Below are 19,519 nucleotides of genomic sequence, written 5' to 3' on the forward strand. Positions count from 1 at the left end.
AGTAATTTCATTCCGGTTAAGGATTCATTACAAAACGATTAACTTCTATTTTTGCCGCGAATTGCTAAACAAACGATTGAAATGAAGAAGACACTGCTACAGCTACTTATGCTTTTTGGGGTACTACCCGTTTTTTCTCAGGAGAGTACCTTTAGTCCCTCAGGCACTGCCTTTGCCACCATTTTTGCCAATTACCATCAGGGACTGACAAGCAGCGCCGCCGACGAGTCAGCTTTTGAACTGGTACGTGGGTACATTGGGTACCAATATCAGTTCAGCCCCGAATTTTATGCAAAAGTCAACCTCGATATCGGAAGTCCCGAAGACCTTTCGGAATATGCCAAAGCCCGCCGTTATGCCTACTTCAAAAATGCCTTTTTGCGCTATACTGAAAACAAGCTGGAAGTGGAGTTCGGTTTGATCAGCTTACGGCAATACAAACTGATGGAGGATGTTTGGGAGCGCCGCTACCTGATGAAAACACTCGCTGATGAATATTCCATAGGCCCTTCAGCCGACCTTGGGATGAACATTAATTATACTTTCTCTGATGCCTGGGAAATAGACTTTACCGTAATGAACGGCGAAGGGTACAACAACGTACAAACCGACGGTATTTTTAAGTATTCGCTGGCCACCACTATTGTGCCCGTGAAAAACTTTACCACCCGTTTGTACTACGATTTTACCAACAACGATCTTCTGCAATCCACTTACCACATTTTCCTTTCTTACAATTTTAAGAAAAAAGCAAACATAGCCGGGGAAGCGCTTTACCGCACCAACGAAAAATGGAAAGACGGGCGCGACCGTTATGGTTACTCGATTTTTGCCAAGTACAACATCACCGGGAAATACCAGTTATTCGCCCGGTTCGACCAAATGGCTTCCAACAAGCTCAGCGGGGAAGAAAACCCGTGGAACCTTGCCAACGACGGAACGGCCCTGGTAGCCGGTATTCAGTACGAGCCCATAAAAAAAATAAAAATGGCGCTCAACTACCACGACTGGGTACCTTCGGCAGCGAATGGAAAAACCAAGGCCTTTATTTTTCTCGATCTGGAAGTTAAACTGTAAAATCTGAAACCATGCAAAACCGGATAATCATATTTCTGCTTGTAGCGGTAACAGTTATTGCGTGCCGTAAAAGCGACTACATACTGGAAGGAAACAGCGAAACCATCACCGACAATGGCCTTGGCACCGGCACCGTTACCTGGACAAAAGACAAAGAATACGTACTGGAAGGCTTTATTTTTGTAAACGACGGACAGGTGCTGACCATCCAAGAGGGAACCGTCATTCGTTTTAAAAGCGGGCAGGCCGAAAATGCTAGCGCATTGATTGTGGCCCGTGGCGGCAAAATCATTGCCGAAGGAACGGAAGCCGAACCCATTATTTTAACTTCGGAAAACGACGATCTGAAAGGCTCCGTATCCCGTGATATCCGGGGCCAGTGGGGCGGGCTGATCATTTTGGGCAACGCCCCCATTAACTTAAGCGGCGGCGAAGCTTCCATCGAAGGAATTCCGCTGGCAGAACCACGCGGACTTTACGGCGGAATCGACGAGAACGACAATTCAGGTATTCTGAAATACGTTTCAATCCGTCACGGAGGCACCAACATTGGTGACGGAAACGAAATCAACGGCCTGACACTGGGCGGTGTGGGCAATCAAACCCAAATCGATTACGTGGAAGTTATTTCGAACGAAGACGACGGTGTGGAGATTTTTGGTGGTACGGTTAGCCTGAAACACATGGTGGTTTCGGGTTGTGGCGACGATTTGTTTGACTACGACCTGGGCTGGTCGGGCAACGGACAATTTTGGCTGGGAGTACAGGAAGATCTTCCGGGCGACAACCTCATTGAGGCCGGCGGCGGCGTGGATCCTATTTACGGAATCCCAAATTCGCTACCCAACCTCTTTAACCTCACCCTGGTCGGAAGTGGAAAATCGAGTACCGGCACCTGCGTTAGTTTTGAGAAGAATGCGGGCGGAACCATTGCCAATTCAGTTTTTGTGAACAAAGACAAAGGCATTTCGATTGAGGTAACCGACCAGCAACACGATAGCTACAACCAGTGGAAAAACGGCAAACTGTCGATCAAAACCAACCTGTTTTACGATGTAGCCTCTTCCACTCCGGAAAGTATTTTCAAATTATCGGGTCTCTATTCCCCGGAAATGGCCAATGAATGGGCAGCCGCTTTCAACACATCCAAAAACGAGATTGGCGATCCTAAAATCAATAGCGCTTCAGGAGATTTTGTTCCGGAAGAAAAAATAAAGGGCGATCTGCTGGAGTATCCTCTACCCTGGTTTCAGGTGGTTGATTTCAAAGGTGCTTTTGGCGAAGACAACTGGATCGAGGGATGGACACTGCTGTCTCAGCAATAGCAGAGAACGGGCTCACTTCCCTTTGTTTTCGGAATATTTTTTTTGAATCGGACTTTCCAAACTGTGTTGGGTATTATCTAAACGCCGGCTAGTCTTTGTAAGAAAACTTCGGGAGCAAGGCTTGCAACTTCTGAAAATCAAGGAGTTTACTTTCGCAAATGACAGTTTTCAGAAAGAGCGTAATTCAGTTAACGGAGTTTTCTTGCAGACACTAACTAAGAGTGGCTGACCACTCTTGCCGTAAATTCAGGATTGTACAGCATTTGGGAAGCATTGCTGTTGTAAAACTGCTCAGCTTCCGCCCAATTATGAAAGGTACCATAAGTTTGCAACGGTTTTATTCGTTGCTGCATCTGATCGATGTACTCTTTAAATTCCTCGAAGTCGTACGACTGATTCTCGTGGTCGAGTATAACGTTCGATTGGTAATCGTAGCGAAATTCGAGATGAGCAGCCACCACCCATTCCAACGATTTGCGAACAAAATCGTTTTGCCGCTCACGGGTAAAAAGCACCAACATTTTCTGATTGGGCAGCCCATAAAAATACACCGGAAGGTATTCGGGGAAACAGGTATTGCTTGTTTTGTAAATCAGTCGTGCTTTGTCTTTCATAATCCTCTCAGTTAACTTCAGGCAAGTTAGCCCAAAAGAGCTTACAGCAGGTTGTGTAATGATTAAATGCCCGTTAATAAATGGTTAAACAGAAACCTCGGGAAACTTAGAAAAAGAAGCCTCTGGTCCCCTCATCCCATGCCGGGAACCGTAAAAAAAGCCTTGCGCTTTTCAGCGATATTTTTCCTTTTGCCGGAGGAAACCTTTGACATATTCTCATAAATGTGCCGGAGAGTGATCATGCTTAAAATTTCGTGGATGTGGTGCGGATAGCGGATCTGCAAACGATTCTTTTCTTCCAGCCATTGTGTCAACCGATTGCCATCCAGCGACGACAACGCGAGAATCCCCATGCTTTCCAAAAATGCAGCATTGCAGGCCTGCTCGTACTGCCCTTTCATCGGGATCACACACAACTTCTTGCCCATGTAAATGGCTTCGGCCGGAGTTTCAAAACCGGCATTGCACAATATGCCTTTGCAACTTATAAACGACGCAGAAAAGCTGTTGAGGGAAACCGGTTGAAACAATATATTTCCGGACTGATAGGACGTTTGATTGTGCTTGGAGAACACTTGCCACTGTACCTGCGGAAAACGGTGAAGCACCTTTTCGATTTCGCCGTTGCTGTAGGCTGGCAAATACACTGTATAGTGCCCTTTGTTTTCCGGAGCGGCTTCCCGGATAGCAGGGCGAATAACCGGAGTAAACACCGAGCGACCGATGGCACTGAAATGAAAACCATATTTTTCGCTGGCCGGCGCATAATGTTTCAGAATCTGTTTTCCCAGCCAGTCTTCCTTTTCCGGCTTTGGTGCATCGGGGTGTAACACCGCATTCTGATGACTGATCCCAATGCATTTCTTCCCTTTCAGTTTACATGCCCACGCCGACACCGGCTCGAAATCACATAAAACCAGGTCGTACTCTTTTACGGGTAAACGGACTATATCCCGGATAAACCGAAATGGCCTGAGACGAGTGAACGTTTTCCACAAATCGACACCACCACGGGTTCCAAAAATAAAGCTGATACCGTAAAACCTGTATTTCACCGGAAATGGCAATTCGATGTCTCCCTGTATTCCGCTGATCATCACATCGGTTTCCACCATCTTTTGCAGTTGTGGCACTACTTCCATGGCGCGGGCCAGGTGCCCGTTTCCGGTTCCTTGAATGGCGTACAGAACTTTCATTACTGAAGGGATAAATTTGTAAATGTCAACTCTCGCACCAAGGTTTGATACAGCTGTCCGGCCGGAATTTCCGGTTCCTCGGCGGCTGTCTCCATTACGGTTTCGTGTTGCGTATAAAGTTGCCAAGCGTTGTTGTAATACTCGGCAGCCGTGAAATGCTCTACCCAGTCGCCACAATTGATGTAGCGAACCTGTTTCTCCCCCACCTGCAACATTTTGTCCTTCGGGCTGTGTGTATGGCCGCAAATAACCACATCGTACCCTTGTGCTGCGGCCGACTGTCCCAGTTCGTTTTCAAACTTCGACGGAGCTTTTTTCTTTCTTATCAGGTTCTTTTTTAAGCTCTTGTAAATGATCATTTCCTGCTTTCCTATTTTCTGCAACAAGAAATTCAATGCTTTATTCACCAAAGTAAGAAGCCCGTAAAGCGCAGCACCCAATTTGGCAAGTCCTTTTGAGCTATGAATGATGTGGTCAAAAATATCGCCGTGAAAAATCCACGTTTTCACCCCGTTGCGGGTAAAAATAAACTGGTTGACAATCTCAAGCCTTCCGATTTTTGTTCCGCTGAATTTGCGCAAAAACTCATCGTGATTCCCTGTTACATAATAAATCAAGGTTCCTTTCTCCATCATTTTGATCAACTGGCGGATGATCTTCAGATGGCTCGACGGGAAATAATTCCGAGAAAAACGCCACGAATCGATGATGTCACCGTTCAGAACAAGCGTATCAGGTTGGATCGATTTCAGATAAGCCAGGATTTGTTTGGGTTTGCAAGCGTGGGTCGCCAGATGTAAGTCAGATATTACTGAAATCTCGATCTGTCTTTTATTCATACAACTCCGAATATATCTTACAAATAAACGAAGCTCTTATTAACAGGCGGTTACACAATTATTAAAGTTGGAATAAAAAGTATTTGGAGAAGAAGACTTAGACCGCACAAGCGGCATCAAAAAAGCCATCCGTCAGCTGACGGATGGCTTTTTAAAAGTTATTGCACGGAAACTTTATTTTTTAGGTTGAGTGACCTGGACAAAATCGCGGTATGCTTTTACCATGCTAATGGTTCGCAGCAACACATTTTTAGTTTCGCTGTTCACGTTGAAGTACAATACCGAATTACGCGTATTCACTTCCTTGGTTTTGATACGTTTGATCTGCGCCTTTTCCGTTTTCTGAAGCTGTTCGATAATCCGGTCACGCATCGAAGTCAGATTATCAATCTCGTCAAACTTATTCTTCGTAACCACCAGAAGCGCCAGATCCAGGTACTTATCAATGTTGGTCATCAATTTTCGCAATTCACCGGCCTGTTCGTCGGTAAACGGCTTGTGTTGATTCTCCATGTGTTCAAAAAGCGGCTGAATCAGGAAATTCAGGGAATTCGCAATTTCGCGCTGGTAATCGACCACCTGCACATAATGATGTCCGTAATCCGCTTGGTCTTCGATCTTCGACAAGGTGGAGAAAATCTTTGCCTTTACTTTTTTCGATTTGACGTTTAACTCGTTTTTCAACTGAAGAGCTTCCCGCAACTGGGCACGGTCTTCGGCCAAAAAGCCACCCACACCCACCGAGAATATCTTATTACTGGTTTCAATCGCATTTACACAATGCTTGCGGCATTTCTGAACTACTTTTTCCACACCGTCTTTTTCTTCAAAAGCTTCTACCTCTTCAGCCAGTTTTTTAGCACTGCGTTTTTTGAAAAGAAGCTGTGTGCGAACCACCATAAAAATAGCAATGGCGATGAATACAAATATCATGAATTTACCACCCACCGAGATAATGGTGGCAATAAGGGCCGAAACAGTAAAGGCAATCAGTGCGGTTAGAAACCAACCACCAATGACGGCAAACACTCCCGACACCCTGTAAACGGCACTTTCGCGATCCCATGCCCTATCGGAAAGCGAAGTTCCCATGGCTACCATAAACGTTACATAGGTAGTAGAAAGAGGCAGTTTCATGGAAGTGGCAAGCGCAATAAGAATACTGGCTACTACCAGGTTCACCGAGGCACGCACCTTGTCGAAAGCCGGGGTTCGCGGATCGTCAGCCGGCCCCAGTGAAACCGGGACAAACCGCTTCTGAATCTGGCTGGTAACTGTTGACGGGATCACCCTGCCTATTGATTTGTTAAACCGAATAGAGTGACGCACCATTAAACGGGCCACAAGCGAAGAACCAAAACGTTCCATTCCTTCTGTCTGGCGTCCCAGGTTTACCTCTGTTTCGGTAACTGCCTGTGCCTTTTTCGACAAAATCAGTGTAGCCACCATTACCAGGCCCGAGATCAGCAACATATAAATTGGCGTGGCACTCTTCTCTTTCAGTATCTCCATCGAGAAGGCATCCGGGGCAATTCCACCAGCAGCACGCCAGGCTTCAAACGATTTAAAACCCGCAATCGGCACCCCGATAAAGTTAACAAGGTCGTTACCGGCAAAAGCCATTGCCAGGGCAAAAGTTCCGGCCAGCACCACTACTTTCAGAATATCAATTTTGAAGATCCAGCTTAACAGTTGAATCAACACGGTCCAACCGGCAAAACTAAGCAGCAACACCGTAAAAGTATGGTGCTTGATCCAGTTGCTAAGGCTTTCGCCTGATGGCAGTGGGATATCGGCAAAAGCCGAACCTTTGATCCCTTTGATCAGCATAAAATAAGTAATGGCTGTAATGGCCAGACCGCCAAAAGCAGAACCAAAATATTTTATGGATTTTCCGTATTCAAACGAAAACAACATACGGGCGAAATACATAACGATGGCCCCCACCGTGAAGGCCACAAACACGGAGAGCAAAATTCCGGATATAATTCCGAGTGCCTGCCCCGAGTTAATGTAGTTCGAAAGTTCGAGTAAAACGGTTCCACCAGTCATTTTGATTTTTACGATGGCAGTGGCAACAGCCGCCCCCAGTAACTCAAAAACGATGGAAACAGTAGTGGAAGTCGGCATCCCGAAGGTATTGAACATATCCAGCAGGATGACGTCGGTAATCATTACCGCAAGAAAGATCACCATGATCTCAGAAAAATAAAACTGATCGGGGTGAAAGATTCCCTTTCTGGCCACTTCCATCATTCCGTTGGAGAATGCGGCGCCGATCAACACTCCCAGGCTGGCCATTAAGAAAATGACCCATTTGGGAGCCGCTTTGGAGCCCACGGCAGAATTCAGAAAGTTTACGGCATCGTTACTAACGCCTACGATCAGGTCGGAAATGGCAAGTGCAAACAAAATGACTACCAGAACCAGGTAAAAGTTTTCCATTATTCAGTATTTAATGACGTATTTAATTCACTGTAAAACAACCTACTAACTAGTTGATGTCAATGATTTTTTCACGAAACAAAATTGAAGGATTGGTATTACAAAACGATTACACTTTTATTACATTTATATTACTTTATCATGCACACCAACACTTAACCCACTGAAATCAAGAACAATAAATACTTCAAAGAATCTTAACTAAATGTAACAAAAAAAGCCGGAATTTAACATCCGGCTTTATCCCAAAAAATAAGGGTATGGTTTATTTTGTTTGTCGTGTGAATTTAATAAAGTCGCGCTGAGCTTTTACCAGGTTCACGGAATGCAATAACAAATGTTCCGTTTCGGTGATGATTTTAAAGAATAACTGGGAGTTACGTGTATTCACCATCTTATTCTTGATTCGCTTGATCTGCGATTTCTCAATTTTCCCCAATGCATCCAGAATGGCGTCACGTTCTTTGATCAGGTTATCCAGGTCATCAAAGTTTTCTTCTTTCACCACATGCAACACATAATTAAAGAATGTATCCACCCGCCCCGACAGACCGGCGAGCTGACTAACCTGATCGGCAACAAATGGTTTGTGGTTGTTTTGAACATGTTTCACCATGGGCTCCAGCATAAAATGAACGGCGTGAGCCATTTCGCGCTGATGCTCGACCATTTGCACATAGAAATGCCCCGTTTCGAGCGTGTCTCCTGCAATTTTATTAATGGTTGTATAAACTTTGTCTTTGTTGCGTTTTGCCTTTTTCGAAAATTCCTCGCAAGCTTCCTGGGCCTTTTTTAGCGCCTGAAGATCTTCGTGTAAAAAGCCTTCAATTCCCATGGTGAGCACCTGGTTGCTGGACACAATCGTTTTCACCACCTGTTTCGAGCTTTTTTCAATAATCTGCTCTTTTGCATCTTCATCTACAATGTCTTCGTCTTCCTCGGCAGCCAGTTTTTGGGCACGTTTGCTAAAAAACAGCTGGGTACGTATCACTATAAAAATAGCTACTGCGATAAACACAAAAATCATAAAGGTCCCGCTAACCGAAATCAAAAAGGCAATAAAGCACGATATGGTAAAAGCGATTATTGCGGTAAGAAACCAGCCTCCGATTACCGAAAACACACCGGAAACGCGGTAAACAGCCGTTTCGCGGTCCCAGGCCCGGTCGGCCAGCGAGGTACCCATTGCCACCATAAAAGTAACATAGGTGGTAGAAAGCGGGAGCTTTAGCGAAGTTCCGATCGCAATCAGAATACTGGCAACCACCAGGTTTACAGCGGCCCGTAGTTTATCAAAAGCCGGGGCATCAGGGTCTTCGGTGCTATAATAGGAATGCGGTTCAAACCTTGAACGAACAGCATTTGTAAGCCCGGCAGGCATAACCCGAAGCAAATTCTTATTAAAACGCGTAGATGAACGAACCAGGAAACGTGCCGCCATGGAAGAGTCAAAACGTTCGGATTCGCCTTCGCTTTGCCGCGACAAATCAACCGTTGTTGCTACCACCGAACGTGCTTTTTTGGAAAGGATTAAGGTAAGGATCATCACCAAACCCGCAATAACCAGCATGTAAGTGGGTGTTCCTACTTTTCCGGCCAGCATACCCATGCCAAAACTGTCGGGCGAAATAGCCCCCGCCGCTACCCAGGCTTTAAAGGAATTATAACCGGCCAGGGGAACCCCAATAAAATTCACCAAATCGTTTCCGGCAAACGCCATGGCCAAGGCAAAGGTTCCGACCAGCACCACCAGCTTTAGTATTTTAACCTTGAAAATCCAACGCAGTAACTGCAACAACAAAGCCCAGCAAAAGAATCCATAGATCATTATCCGGATCGTGTTACTATTCAGCCACTCCTGAAGGGTAACACCCGAATCAAGCTGAATATCGGCAAACGAAGACCCCTTCATTCCTTTGATCAGCATAAAATAAGTGATGGCAGTAATGGCCATACCTCCGAAAATGGCTCCCATGTATTTCATCACAGGCCGGTATTTGAACGAGAACACCAGGCGCGAAACGTATTGCACAATGGCTCCCACCGTAAATGCAATAAAGACCGAAACCAGTATTCCCGAAATAATGGCCAATGCCTTACTCGAATTAATATACTGCGACAACTCCATTACAATGGAGCCTCCGGCCATTTTTATTTTGACGGCTGAAACCGCCACGGCCGAGCCCAGCAATTCAAAAACGATGGATACGGTGGTGGAAGTCGGCATTCCAAAGGTGTTGAACAAATCAAGCAGGATAACATCTGTAATCATCACTGCCAGGAAAATGATCATGATCTCGGAGAACATAAACATTTCGGGATGAAAGATCCCTTTTCGGGCCACTTCCATCATTCCGTTGGAGAAAGTTGCCCCCACCAGCACTCCCAAACTGGCCATTAGAAAAATCACCCACTTGGGCGCCGCCTTTGAGCCAATGGCGGAATTCAGGAAGTTAACAGCATCGTTACTCACCCCGACAATCAAGTCTGAAATTGCCAAAGCAAATAATACTACTACCAGTACTAAGTAAAAATTTTCCATTACAATCTATTTAATCACGGCTTCTTTTAACTATCTGTTTTATCTGTTTCTGCTTCCCAAACTTATTCTCTCTTCATTCCGTCCAAAAGCAAGTGGGTCCCGGATGACAAACAACTTCGCCTTTCCTCCCTTCAATTCTCTGAAGATCACCAAAAACAACTGCGCCATAAAAACAGAACGAGCCGTTATTAAACATCAAGCCGGGGTTTTGATATCGGTCCTCTACTGCCATATCATTTTTTGTGTAGCAATAACGATGTTTTAAATTTAATGACTTCCACCCGGATACAAAATTTCCAAGCGAATTATTCCTGTCATCCAGGAAAAAAATTCCTTTTATTCAATTTCCTAAAAAAACCGGAAGCCCCGAGAGATCGAAAAGAAGTTCAAACTTCCCAAACGTGACGGAGAAATCGCATTTCCGGCTGTACCAATGGCCGGCAAATATAAAAAGGCTATTACGAAGCGAACCAATGCTTTACATTAATAAAACATTAACTAAGCTTAAAATTACTGTTAATCAATTGGTAGCGCGTTTTTTTTACCTTTATGATCCTGATTTTAATAATAGCTTAGCGCGCAAATTTCGATAATCATAGTTTTACACTGCATATGAAGACCTATTCATCAAAATTCCTTTCGGCCATTGTTTCGTCGGTACTTACGGTTCTGGCGCTGGCAATTGCCTTGTTAGTATACCATTACGGGAAGCACCTCCTGGTTGTTATTATACCGGTGATCCTGTTTTTTGTGGCTACCTATTATTCCATCCTGTTTATCATTCGGAAATACGTGACCGACCGTATAAAACCCATTTACAATACCATTCGCGACCTTCCGCTAAGTGGCAAAAAGATGGACGAAAAAATGCTAGACCCCAACAGCCTTTTGCTAAATGTAAAGTTTGAAGTGGAAGAATGGGCCAAAACACAGATGAAGGAGATTGAACGTTTGAAAGAACTCGAAAAATACCGGAAAGATTTTGTGGGCAATGTTTCGCACGAACTGAAAACACCGATTTTCAATATTCAGGGCTATGTACTTACACTGCTCGAAGGCGGGCTGGATGACCCGAAAATCAACAAGCTTTACCTGAAACGTACCGAAAAAAGTATCGACCGCATGGTTTCGATTGTGGAAGACCTGGAGTCGATCACCAAGCTCGAATCGGGAGAATTAAAGCTGAATATTACCCGTTTCGACATTGTTAAAACCGTGGAGGAAGTGCTTGAAATGGAACACTGGCAGGCTACGGAGAGCAAAATTTCGGTACAAATCGTCAACAAACCCGACCGCCCCATTTATGTAAAAGCCGATAAAAAGCGAATACTCGAAGTGGTTACCAACCTGATTGTTAACGGCATAAAATACGGCAAAAAGAAAGGCAACGTGAACATTTCGTTTTACGACCTGGAAGACAACATAATTGTGGAAGTGGCCGACGATGGCATCGGGATAGAGAAAAAAGACCTGCCGCGTATTTTTGAGCGTTTTTACCGGGTCGACAAATCGCGCTCGCGCGAGCAGGGCGGAACCGGGCTGGGGCTTTCCATCGTTAAACACATTATTGAAGCGCACAACCAGTCGATCAATGTAAGAAGCGTGCTCGACAAAGGCACCACCTTCAACTTTACACTTGAAAAAGCCAAATAATAACCTAACTTTGTGCTTATTGATAGTGTAAACAAACGTTAATCGTTTATTAACAGTGGGTGCTTACCTTTACAATTCAAATTTTACTTGTTATGAGCGAAAATCAGTTTAAAGTTCTGTTGGTCGATGACGAACTCGATATCCTTGAATTTCTGAGCTACAACCTCGAGAAAGAAGGTTACATTGTGTATACCGCTAAAAACGGTGTAGAAGCACTGGAAATAGCTGAAAAAGAAATTCCTAACCTGATTATTCTGGACGTGATGATGCCCGAGATGGACGGAATTGCAGCCTGCGAAGAACTGCGTAAAATACCGGCGCTTAGCAGTACCATTATTGCCTTTCTGACGGCCCGTGGTGAAGATTACTCGCAGATTGCAGGTTTTGAAGCCGGTGCCGACGATTACATTACCAAACCTGTTCGCCCGAAAGTACTGGTGAGCCGCGTAAAAGCCCTATTAAAAAGAACCGGCGAAGCCACGCAGGCGCCTGTTGAAGTGGTAGATTCGAATACCATTACCATTGGGAACTTACTGATTGACAAAGAACGTTACCTGATTCGCATTGGCGACAACGAAATGATCCTGCCAAGAAAAGAATTCGAGTTGCTTTCGCTGCTGGTTTCAAAACCCGGGAAAGTGTTTACCCGCGAAGAAATCTATTCCTCGGTTTGGGGCGAAAACGTTGTGGTGGGCGACCGTACCATCGATGTCCACATTCGCAAACTGAGGGAAAAAATTGGTAACAGCCACATCAAAACCCTGAAAGGAATTGGCTATAAGTTTGTAGACTGAGCCTCTCTTAGAATAAGAAATTCAACCTTATAATGATAAATACCCTGTCCTGTGCGGACGGGGTTTTTTATGATCGGTAATCGATACCTCGTCGACTGTCGTGCCTTATTTATTTTCACGCAAAGCACACTAAGAATTTTTAAGAGAACGCGAAATGAATAATCTACGGACTTTGAGTTTCTTTCATCTCTTTGCAGGAACCTGATTTTAACAGCTAATACGTTTGAAAAACACGACTTCTGAAAGTATTGAAAACGGAGCCTTTCAACCATACCCAAAAAACACACTACATTTTTCCAAAAACCTAACGTCTTTTTTAAAAAAGGACGCTTCTTTTTTCTAAAAAGATGCTGTGCTTTTTTGAAAGAGATGTGTGATGCTTAAAACGAAAGGCTAAAAGCAATGCATTTCAAACTTATCAAACAAAATAAACCACGAGGTAAAGTACGCAGAATCCAAGGGAATAACCGGCAATAATCTGCCAGATGTTGTGCCGCTCCAGTGCCAGCCGGGCTGTTCCCACAATGCCCGATACCAGGATAATCAGTAGCAGCGAATGAACCGGGTTCAAACCGTAACGGAACGACAAGGCAAAGAAAGTTCCGGCAAGCCCGCCCAAAGCCGCCATGTGGTTGCTTATCTTCCATTTCAGCGAAATGATGAGCAGCGCCACAATCACCAGTACACTGGCCAACATGTACATTTTCAGTACCGGGAACACCGATATTCTCCCCAGCAAAACAAAGCCCAGGTAATAAAACACCGCAGCAGCCAAAAGCGGCAGCACACGGTCGGTACTTTTGGGCATGTTGATGTCGAATTTTGTATTTAACGCCAGCAGCGACACCATAAGCATAGGTAAAATGCAACTGGTAAAAAACACCACCAAAAGAATAAAACGTTTGGCTTCCCACGACAACATGGAAAAGTAAAAACTCGAATTCAGCAACAATAGAATTCCGAGCGTAGGAATAAGAACGGGGTGAAACAGGATGGAAACTACTTTGGCTAATTTTGGATGCATATCAGAGTTCTTTTCGCAAACGAGCCACCGGAATATCCAGCTGTTCGCGGTATTTTGCTACTGTTCTGCGCGCAATGTTGTATGATTTTTCCTTCAGGATGGCTGCCAGCTTTTCGTCGGTCAAAGGCCTGCGCTTGTCTTCGTTCTCAATACACTCTTGCAGTATTTTCTTGATTTCACGGGTCGAAACTTCTTCCCCGTCGTCTTTCTGCATCCCTTCGGAAAAGAAATATTTCAGCGGATAAATACCAAAATGCGTTTGAATGTACTTGCTGTTTGAAACCCTTGAAATGGTTGAAATATCAAGATTTGTCCGCTCTGCAATGTCTTTCAGAATCATGGGTTTGAGCTTCGTTTCGTCGCCATCATGGAAAAACTCGCGCTGAAAACTGATGATTTCCGACATGGTAAGCAGCAAGGTTGTTTGCCGTTGTTGAATGGCATCGATAAACCATTTGGCCGAATCGATCTTTTGTTTCACAAACAGCAAGGCCTCTTTGTCGTTTTTCTTTGCCTTCTGGCTTTCGCTCATGGTTTTGAGCATCTCTTGGTAGGTTTCGTTGATGGTCAGCTCCGGAACATTTCGCTGATTCAGCGACAAACTGAGTTCACCGTCCACATTGTCGAGAATAAAATCCGGAACAATGTGCTGGTTCGCCTTATTTAACGGGTTGCTGTAAGAACTCCCCGGTTTCGGATTCAACTTTAAAACATGGTCGATGCCAAACTTTAATTCATCATCGCTCAGCTCCAAACGGGCTTTTATTTTGTCGTAATGCTTTTTGGTGAATTCGGTAAAGAAATCCCTGACAATGGTTTTCGCCAGGTCATAATCTCCGTCTTCCTTCCGGTCGAGCTGCAACAGCAGGCACTCACGCAAATCACGCGCTCCCACTCCGGGCGGGTCAAAATCGTGAATCACGGTCAGAATTTCCTCCAGTTCTTCTTCCGGAACATCCAGGTTCATATTGAAAGCCAGGTCATCGCTGATCGACATCAGGTCGCGGCGCAGGTAACCATCGTCGTCAATGTTTCCGATGATGTACTCGGCCAGCTGTTGCTGCCGTTCCGAAAGATCCGAAAGAGTCAACTGTTCCGTCAGCGATTCGTGAAACGACGTTCCGACCGAAAACGGCACATCAATGTACTTATCGTCTTTCGAATAATTGTTGGTATTCAGCTTGTAGGTCGGAATCTCATCGTCCTCGTAATAATCATCGATCGTGAATTCCTCGTTGTCCACATCCCGGTTATCGTCCTGATCCTGCAAGTCCGGCCCTTCATCAACCGACTGGTTGTCAGACTCAAGCTCTAAAACGGGGTTTTCCTCCAACTCTTTTTTGATGCGCTGTTCGAGCTGCATAGTAGGGATTTCCAAAAGCTTGATCACCTGTATTTGCTGAGGCGATAGCTTTTGGAGAAGCTTTTGCTGTAGTGTAAGTCTTTGCTCCATATCCCAAAAATTAGTGCGATAAATTTAATACTTTTTTTGGAGCAGCGCCTCTACAAGTATCAGAACTCAGCATTTTTTGGCGTCCTCGGGAAAGCGATCACGTCGCGAATGTTCCCCATTCCCGTGACAAACAATATGAAACGTTCAAATCCCAGCCCGAAACCACTGTGAACAACCGAACCAAAACGGCGGGTATCAAGGTACCACCACATTTCGTCTACCGGAATATCCATCTCTTTCATGCGGTTTTCCAGTTTTGTCAGGTCTTCTTCACGCTGCGAACCACCGATGATCTCGCCAATTTGCGGGAACAGCACGTCCATAGCCCGAACGGTTTTGTTGTCGTCGTTCTGTTTCATGTAGAAAGCCTTGATGTCTTTCGGGTAATCCGTCAAAATAACCGGGCATTTGAAATGTTTCTCCACCAGGTAACGTTCGTGTTCGCTTTGCAGGTCAATTCCCCATTCAACCGGGAACTGGAACTGGTTCTTTTTAAACGGTTTTGAATTTCTCAGAATATCAATGGCCTCGGTATACGTGAGGCGGATAAAGTCGTTGTCGAGTACAAACTGCAGTTTTTCGATCAGCGGCATCGAGCGCTGATCCTGCGGTTTGTTCTTTTCTTCCTGCTCCAGACGCTGTGCCAGAAACTTCAGATCGTCCATGCAGTTATCCAACGCATATTTGATACACGATTTCAGGAATTCCTCCGCCAGATCCATGTTGTCTTTCAGATCGTAAAAAGCCATTTCAGGCTCAATCATCCAGAACTCAGCCAGGTGGCGGGTTGTATTTGAATTCTCGGCACGGAAAGTTGGTCCGAACGTATAAATTTCACCCAGTGCCAATGCTCCCAATTCTCCTTCCAGCTGCCCGGAAACCGTAAGGTTGGTGGCGCGGCCAAAAAAGTCCTGAGAATAATCGATGGCTCCTTCTTCTGTTAACGGAGGATTTTTGGCATCGAGTGTTGAAACCCGGAACATTTGTCCTGCACCTTCGGCATCACTCGCGGTAATAATCGGGGTGTGCAGGTAGTTAAATCCTTTTTCGTTGAAATACTTATGAATAGCAAATGCCATGGCATGACGAATACGGAAAACCGCGCCAAAAGTGTTGGTACGGAAACGCAGGTGCGCATTTTCACGCAAAAACTCCAGTGAGTGTTTTTTCGACTGAATCGGAAATTTCTCCGGATCTGCTTTTCCCAGCACCTCTATTTCCCGGGCATTCAGTTCGATGTTCTGTCCACTTCCGGCCGATTCAACCAAAGTTCCGGTAACTGCCAGCGAAGCGCCGGTGTTAATGTCGCGCAACAATGCTTCGTCGAAACTTTCAACATCCACCACAATTTGAAGATTATTGATTGTGGAACCGTCATTTAAAGCGATGAAATTTACATTTTTGCTTCCCCGCTTTGTTCTTACCCAACCTTTGGCAACCACTTCGTCGCCTGCTTTTCCACTTTTTAAAATGTCTTTAATTTTCAAACGTGCCATGATGTTTCTTTTTACATTCAAAAAGCAGGGATGCAGTCTTTCCTGTTGTTATCCTTCTTCTTCTTTTTCAAAGAATTCAGACTGTACCTGCCTGTTAAAATTTGAGCCTACAAATTTAATTTTTATTGGAAATAATCAGAGTACACACGAAATTTTCAGGCATCTTTTAATAATGACTAAATATGACTGCATAACTCTCCTAACTTTCAGCATACTGTTTTTAAACATTTGTCCTGTTTAAACTGGAACCTATTACCTCTTTTTTGAGTAAAAAACAACTGACCTCCACAAGTTTTTTCCTGCGAATGTGTCAAACGCATGTTTAAAATAAAGTAGGTTCCAAAAATGGGATTAACGCAAAGCATTACATAATAAAACAGACGAAAAGCGATGAAAATTACGGGAGAAATAAAAATCAGCGACAATGGTTTTGTTTTCAATTCACGGACCGGAGATTCGTTCAATCTCAATCCGTTTGGGCTTGAATTGCTGAAGAATATTGAAACAGGAAAAGACTTCGACCAGATAAAAAATGAAGTGCTCGACCGATTCGACATTGACGACCTGACTTTCGAAAAAGATTTTTACGAATTCTGTGCCCTCCTGAAACACCATCAGATTATCTCGCAGGACGATCCGCTCGATTTCAAATAAACGCCATGGACAAACAAAAAATCACGATAGCGGTAACGGGTCTGAACAACACGGATAACCCAGGACCGGGAGTTCCTGTAATTCGCGGGATCAAGGAATCGACTGTATTTGATACCCGCATTATCGGGCTGGTGTACGAGAACCTGGAACCCGGTATTTATATGGAAGGATTGTGCGACCGCATTTTCCAGATTCCCTATCCGTCGTCAGGTTCCGACGAACTGATTGAGCGGATTGAAGCCATTCACCGTTCGGAAAAGATTGATGTGCTGATTCCGAATTTCGATGCCGAGCTCTTTTCTTTTATGAAAAATGAAGAGCGACTGGCAAAACAAGGTATCCACACTTTTCTGCCGGGGCTGAAACAATTCCAGGAGCGCGAAAAGGACAAACTCGAGGAATTCGGCAAAAAATACGGGGTGAAAGTCCCGGGAAGCCTAAATATGGGAAGTCTTTCGCAAATTTCTGATTTGGAGGACAAATTCGACTACCCGGTAATGATCAAAGGTCAGTTTTACGATGCGTATGTAGCGCAAAACCAAGAACAGGTAAAACAAGCCTTTCATAAAATATCGGCCAAATGGGGCTTTCCAGTCATCGCTCAGGAATTTGTAAACGGAACCGAAGTAAACGTGATCGCGCTGGGCGATGGAAAAGGAAACACCGTTGCTGCCGTTCCGATGCGCAAACAATACATCACCGACAAAGGAAAAGCCTGGGGCGGCATTACCCTGGCCGACGATAAAATGATGGAACTCACCCGCAACCTCATCCAAAAAACCAAATGGAGGGGCGGCATGGAACTCGAACTCATCAAAACCAACAAAAGCGAATATTACCTCATTGAAATAAATCCGCGGATTCCGGCCTGGGTTTACCTCGCCGTGGGCGCCGGACAAAACATACCGGAAGCGCTGGTAAAACTGGCACTTGGCCAAAAAGTAGAGCCAATGACTGAATACAAAATCGGAAAAATGTTTGTGCGTTATTCCTACGATGCCATTGTGGACCTCGAAAAGTTTGCCGCCATTTCAATGAATAAAGAAATTTAAAACAGAAAAGAACATGGAAAAATTAGCATACGAAAAACCCGTTATCAGCAAAATAACTGCCGGAGTCCCCAACAAATTCGGATTGCCGACCAAACTTAAAACCATTTCAGCCATTGATGGCATCGCAGTTGAAAAACTCATGCAAGAATACGGTTCTCCGGTGTTTGTCATTTCCGAAAAAACCATTCGTGAAACATATGCCGATGCCAAACAGGCTTTTGAAACACGCTACCCAAAGGTACAGTTTGCCTGGTCGTACAAAACCAATTACCTCGATGCCGTTTGCAGCATTTTCCACGACGAAGGTTCGTGGGCCGAAGTGGTTTCAGCTTTTGAGTTTGAAAAGGCGCTTTCGCTTGGGGTTAACGGATCAAACATCATTTTTAACGGTCCCGAAAAATCAGCCGATGATTTGAAACTAGCCATCAACAACAACGCCTGTATTCACATCGATCATTTCGACGAGCTGTATTTGCTGATAAAAGTGACACGTGAACTGAACAAGAAAGCACGGGTGGCCATTCGAATAAATCTAGATGCCGGAATTTATCCGATCTGGGACCGTTTCGGCTTTAACTACGAAAATGGCGAAGCGTGGAATGCCATCAACCGGATCATGCTGGCAGAGAACCTTGATCTGATCGGGCTGCACACACACATTGGCACCTACATTATGTCGGCAAATGCGTATGCCATTGCAGCTTCCAAACTGGCTAACTTATATATGGCGACTCATCGCAAATTCGATCACTGGTTGAAATACATTGACCTGGGTGGAGGTTTCGCCTCAAAGAACACGCTAAAAGGCGCCTACATGCCGGGAACCGAAACCTGTCCGTCGTTTGATGAATATGCAGAAGCCATTTCGAACGCTTTAATTTCATCCGAAATTCCACATGAGAATCTACCGGTGTTGTTCCTTGAAACCGGCCGCGCCCTGATCGACGACGCGGGCTACCTGCTCACCACAGTACTGGCTAACAAACGCTCCACACACGGCCGCCGTACCATGGTTATTGATGCCGGGGTAAACCTGCTGTTTACCTCCTTCTGGTACAACCTGGGAATTTATCCTACAAGGGACTTGTCGTCGCATGTGGAAGAAAGTACGATATACGGACCGCTGTGTATGAACATCGATGTAATTCGCGATGCCATTAATTTCCCGCAGGTAAAAACCGGAGAAAAACTGGTGATTGAACGGGTGGGTGCTTACAACATGACGCAGTGGATGCAGTTTATCACCTTCCGCCCGAATGTGGTATTGATCGATCTTGATGGCCAGCCTCACATCATCCGCAAAAAAGAAGAACTGGCCTCGTTGCAAAATTTCGAACAAAATCCTAAAAGATAAA

15 protein-coding genes are annotated in these 19,519 nt (G+C 44.9%); 7 read left to right on the top strand and 8 right to left on the bottom strand.

The window, feature by feature from the left end; all coding sequences use genetic code 11:
- Positions 1-81 precede the first annotated feature (81 nt).
- Both INQ51_RS05125 and INQ51_RS05130 read left to right on the top strand, forming a co-directional pair.
- A complete protein-coding gene (locus tag INQ51_RS05125) occupies positions 82-1,077 on the top strand; it encodes a porin (protein WP_233376803.1) in 996 nt (331 codons plus the stop codon).
- 11 nt (positions 1,078-1,088) lie between these two features.
- Positions 1,089-2,402, top strand: coding sequence for a hypothetical protein (locus INQ51_RS05130; protein WP_233376804.1), 1,314 nt, complete (start codon positions 1,089-1,091; stop codon positions 2,400-2,402).
- Positions 2,403-2,617: 215 nt separating this feature from the next.
- Here the strand turns inward: INQ51_RS05130 and INQ51_RS05135 are convergent, their stop codons facing one another.
- The 5 genes from INQ51_RS05135 to INQ51_RS05155 all read right to left on the bottom strand — a co-directional run bounded on the left by INQ51_RS05135 (position 2,618) and on the right by INQ51_RS05155 (position 10,038).
- Complete coding sequence (locus INQ51_RS05135) at positions 2,618-3,016, bottom strand: hypothetical protein (RefSeq protein WP_233376805.1); 399 nt, start codon at positions 3,014-3,016, stop codon at positions 2,618-2,620.
- A gap of 131 nt (positions 3,017-3,147) precedes the next feature.
- Complete coding sequence (locus INQ51_RS05140) at positions 3,148-4,212, bottom strand: glycosyltransferase family protein (protein WP_233376806.1); 1,065 nt, start codon at positions 4,210-4,212, stop codon at positions 3,148-3,150.
- Complete coding sequence (locus INQ51_RS05145; protein WP_233376807.1) at positions 4,212-5,051, bottom strand: UDP-2,3-diacylglucosamine diphosphatase; 840 nt, start codon at positions 5,049-5,051, stop codon at positions 4,212-4,214. The genes INQ51_RS05140 and INQ51_RS05145 overlap by 1 nt, the downstream gene beginning before the upstream one ends.
- A gap of 174 nt (positions 5,052-5,225) precedes the next feature.
- Entirely contained in the window at positions 5,226-7,496 is a 2,271-nt protein-coding gene (locus INQ51_RS05150; protein ID WP_233376808.1) for an inorganic phosphate transporter, read from the bottom strand.
- A gap of 265 nt (positions 7,497-7,761) precedes the next feature.
- Complete coding sequence (locus tag INQ51_RS05155) at positions 7,762-10,038, bottom strand: inorganic phosphate transporter (protein ID WP_233376809.1); 2,277 nt, start codon at positions 10,036-10,038, stop codon at positions 7,762-7,764.
- Positions 10,039-10,650: 612 nt separating this feature from the next.
- On the opposite strand from INQ51_RS05155, the gene INQ51_RS05160 reads away from it, so the two are divergent.
- Positions 10,651-11,691, top strand: a complete 1,041-nt coding sequence (locus tag INQ51_RS05160) for a sensor histidine kinase (protein ID WP_233376810.1) — start codon at positions 10,651-10,653, stop codon at positions 11,689-11,691.
- 92 nt (positions 11,692-11,783) lie between these two features.
- The gene (locus INQ51_RS05165) at positions 11,784-12,485 is read left to right on the top strand and encodes a response regulator transcription factor (protein ID WP_233376811.1); all 702 of its coding nucleotides are present in this window, start codon (positions 11,784-11,786) and stop codon (positions 12,483-12,485) included.
- A 418-nt stretch (positions 12,486-12,903) separates the two neighbouring features.
- Here INQ51_RS05165 and INQ51_RS05170 read toward each other — a convergent pair whose 3' ends face one another.
- The 3 genes from INQ51_RS05170 to asnS are packed head-to-tail and all read right to left on the bottom strand — an operon-like array spanning position 12,904 to position 16,458.
- Positions 12,904-13,509: a PAP2 family protein gene (locus tag INQ51_RS05170; RefSeq protein ID WP_233376812.1), complete on the bottom strand. Its 606-nt coding sequence runs from the start codon at positions 13,507-13,509 to the stop codon at positions 12,904-12,906.
- A 1-nt stretch (position 13,510) separates the two neighbouring features.
- Complete coding sequence (gene rpoN / locus INQ51_RS05175) at positions 13,511-14,962, bottom strand: RNA polymerase factor sigma-54 (RefSeq protein WP_233376813.1); 1,452 nt, start codon at positions 14,960-14,962, stop codon at positions 13,511-13,513.
- 59 nt (positions 14,963-15,021) lie between these two features.
- On the bottom strand, positions 15,022-16,458 hold the full coding sequence (gene asnS / locus INQ51_RS05180) for an asparagine--tRNA ligase (RefSeq protein ID WP_233376814.1): 1,437 nt from the start codon (positions 16,456-16,458) through the stop codon (positions 15,022-15,024).
- 390 nt (positions 16,459-16,848) lie between these two features.
- On the opposite strand from asnS, the gene INQ51_RS05185 reads away from it, so the two are divergent.
- From INQ51_RS05185 to INQ51_RS05195, 3 genes are read left to right on the top strand one after another with little or no spacing between them, the layout of a single operon-like run.
- On the top strand, positions 16,849-17,112 hold the full coding sequence (locus INQ51_RS05185; protein WP_233376815.1) for a PqqD family protein: 264 nt from the start codon (positions 16,849-16,851) through the stop codon (positions 17,110-17,112).
- A gap of 5 nt (positions 17,113-17,117) precedes the next feature.
- On the top strand, positions 17,118-18,164 hold the full coding sequence (locus tag INQ51_RS05190) for an ATP-grasp domain-containing protein (RefSeq protein WP_233376816.1): 1,047 nt from the start codon (positions 17,118-17,120) through the stop codon (positions 18,162-18,164).
- A 13-nt stretch (positions 18,165-18,177) separates the two neighbouring features.
- Complete coding sequence (locus tag INQ51_RS05195) at positions 18,178-19,518, top strand: alanine racemase (RefSeq protein WP_233376817.1); 1,341 nt, start codon at positions 18,178-18,180, stop codon at positions 19,516-19,518.
- Position 19,519 lies beyond the last annotated feature (1 nt).

The organism is Maribellus sp. CM-23 (genome assembly GCF_021354595.1).
Taxonomy (GTDB): domain Bacteria; phylum Bacteroidota; class Bacteroidia; order Bacteroidales; family Prolixibacteraceae; genus Draconibacterium.

What these genes read in the sequence shown, in the direction of transcription:
- INQ51_RS05125 (WP_233376803.1), top strand. Translation starts at nt 82, where the DNA reads ATGAAGAAGACACTGCTACAGCTACTTATGCTTTTTGGGGTACTACCC.
- INQ51_RS05130 (WP_233376804.1), top strand. Translation starts at nt 1,089, where the DNA reads ATGCAAAACCGGATAATCATATTTCTGCTTGTAGCGGTAACAGTTATT.
- INQ51_RS05135 (WP_233376805.1), bottom strand. Translation starts at nt 3,016, where the DNA reads ATGAAAGACAAAGCACGACTGATTTACAAAACAAGCAATACCTGTTTC.
- INQ51_RS05140 (WP_233376806.1), bottom strand. Translation starts at nt 4,212, where the DNA reads ATGAAAGTTCTGTACGCCATTCAAGGAACCGGAAACGGGCACCTGGCC.
- INQ51_RS05145 (WP_233376807.1), bottom strand. Translation starts at nt 5,051, where the DNA reads ATGAATAAAAGACAGATCGAGATTTCAGTAATATCTGACTTACATCTG.
- INQ51_RS05150 (WP_233376808.1), bottom strand. Translation starts at nt 7,496, where the DNA reads ATGGAAAACTTTTACCTGGTTCTGGTAGTCATTTTGTTTGCACTTGCC.
- INQ51_RS05155 (WP_233376809.1), bottom strand. Translation starts at nt 10,038, where the DNA reads ATGGAAAATTTTTACTTAGTACTGGTAGTAGTATTATTTGCTTTGGCA.
- INQ51_RS05160 (WP_233376810.1), top strand. Translation starts at nt 10,651, where the DNA reads ATGAAGACCTATTCATCAAAATTCCTTTCGGCCATTGTTTCGTCGGTA.
- INQ51_RS05165 (WP_233376811.1), top strand. Translation starts at nt 11,784, where the DNA reads ATGAGCGAAAATCAGTTTAAAGTTCTGTTGGTCGATGACGAACTCGAT.
- INQ51_RS05170 (WP_233376812.1), bottom strand. Translation starts at nt 13,509, where the DNA reads ATGCATCCAAAATTAGCCAAAGTAGTTTCCATCCTGTTTCACCCCGTT.
- rpoN (WP_233376813.1), bottom strand. Translation starts at nt 14,962, where the DNA reads ATGGAGCAAAGACTTACACTACAGCAAAAGCTTCTCCAAAAGCTATCG.
- asnS (WP_233376814.1), bottom strand. Translation starts at nt 16,458, where the DNA reads ATGGCACGTTTGAAAATTAAAGACATTTTAAAAAGTGGAAAAGCAGGC.
- INQ51_RS05185 (WP_233376815.1), top strand. Translation starts at nt 16,849, where the DNA reads ATGAAAATTACGGGAGAAATAAAAATCAGCGACAATGGTTTTGTTTTC.
- INQ51_RS05190 (WP_233376816.1), top strand. Translation starts at nt 17,118, where the DNA reads ATGGACAAACAAAAAATCACGATAGCGGTAACGGGTCTGAACAACACG.
- INQ51_RS05195 (WP_233376817.1), top strand. Translation starts at nt 18,178, where the DNA reads ATGGAAAAATTAGCATACGAAAAACCCGTTATCAGCAAAATAACTGCC.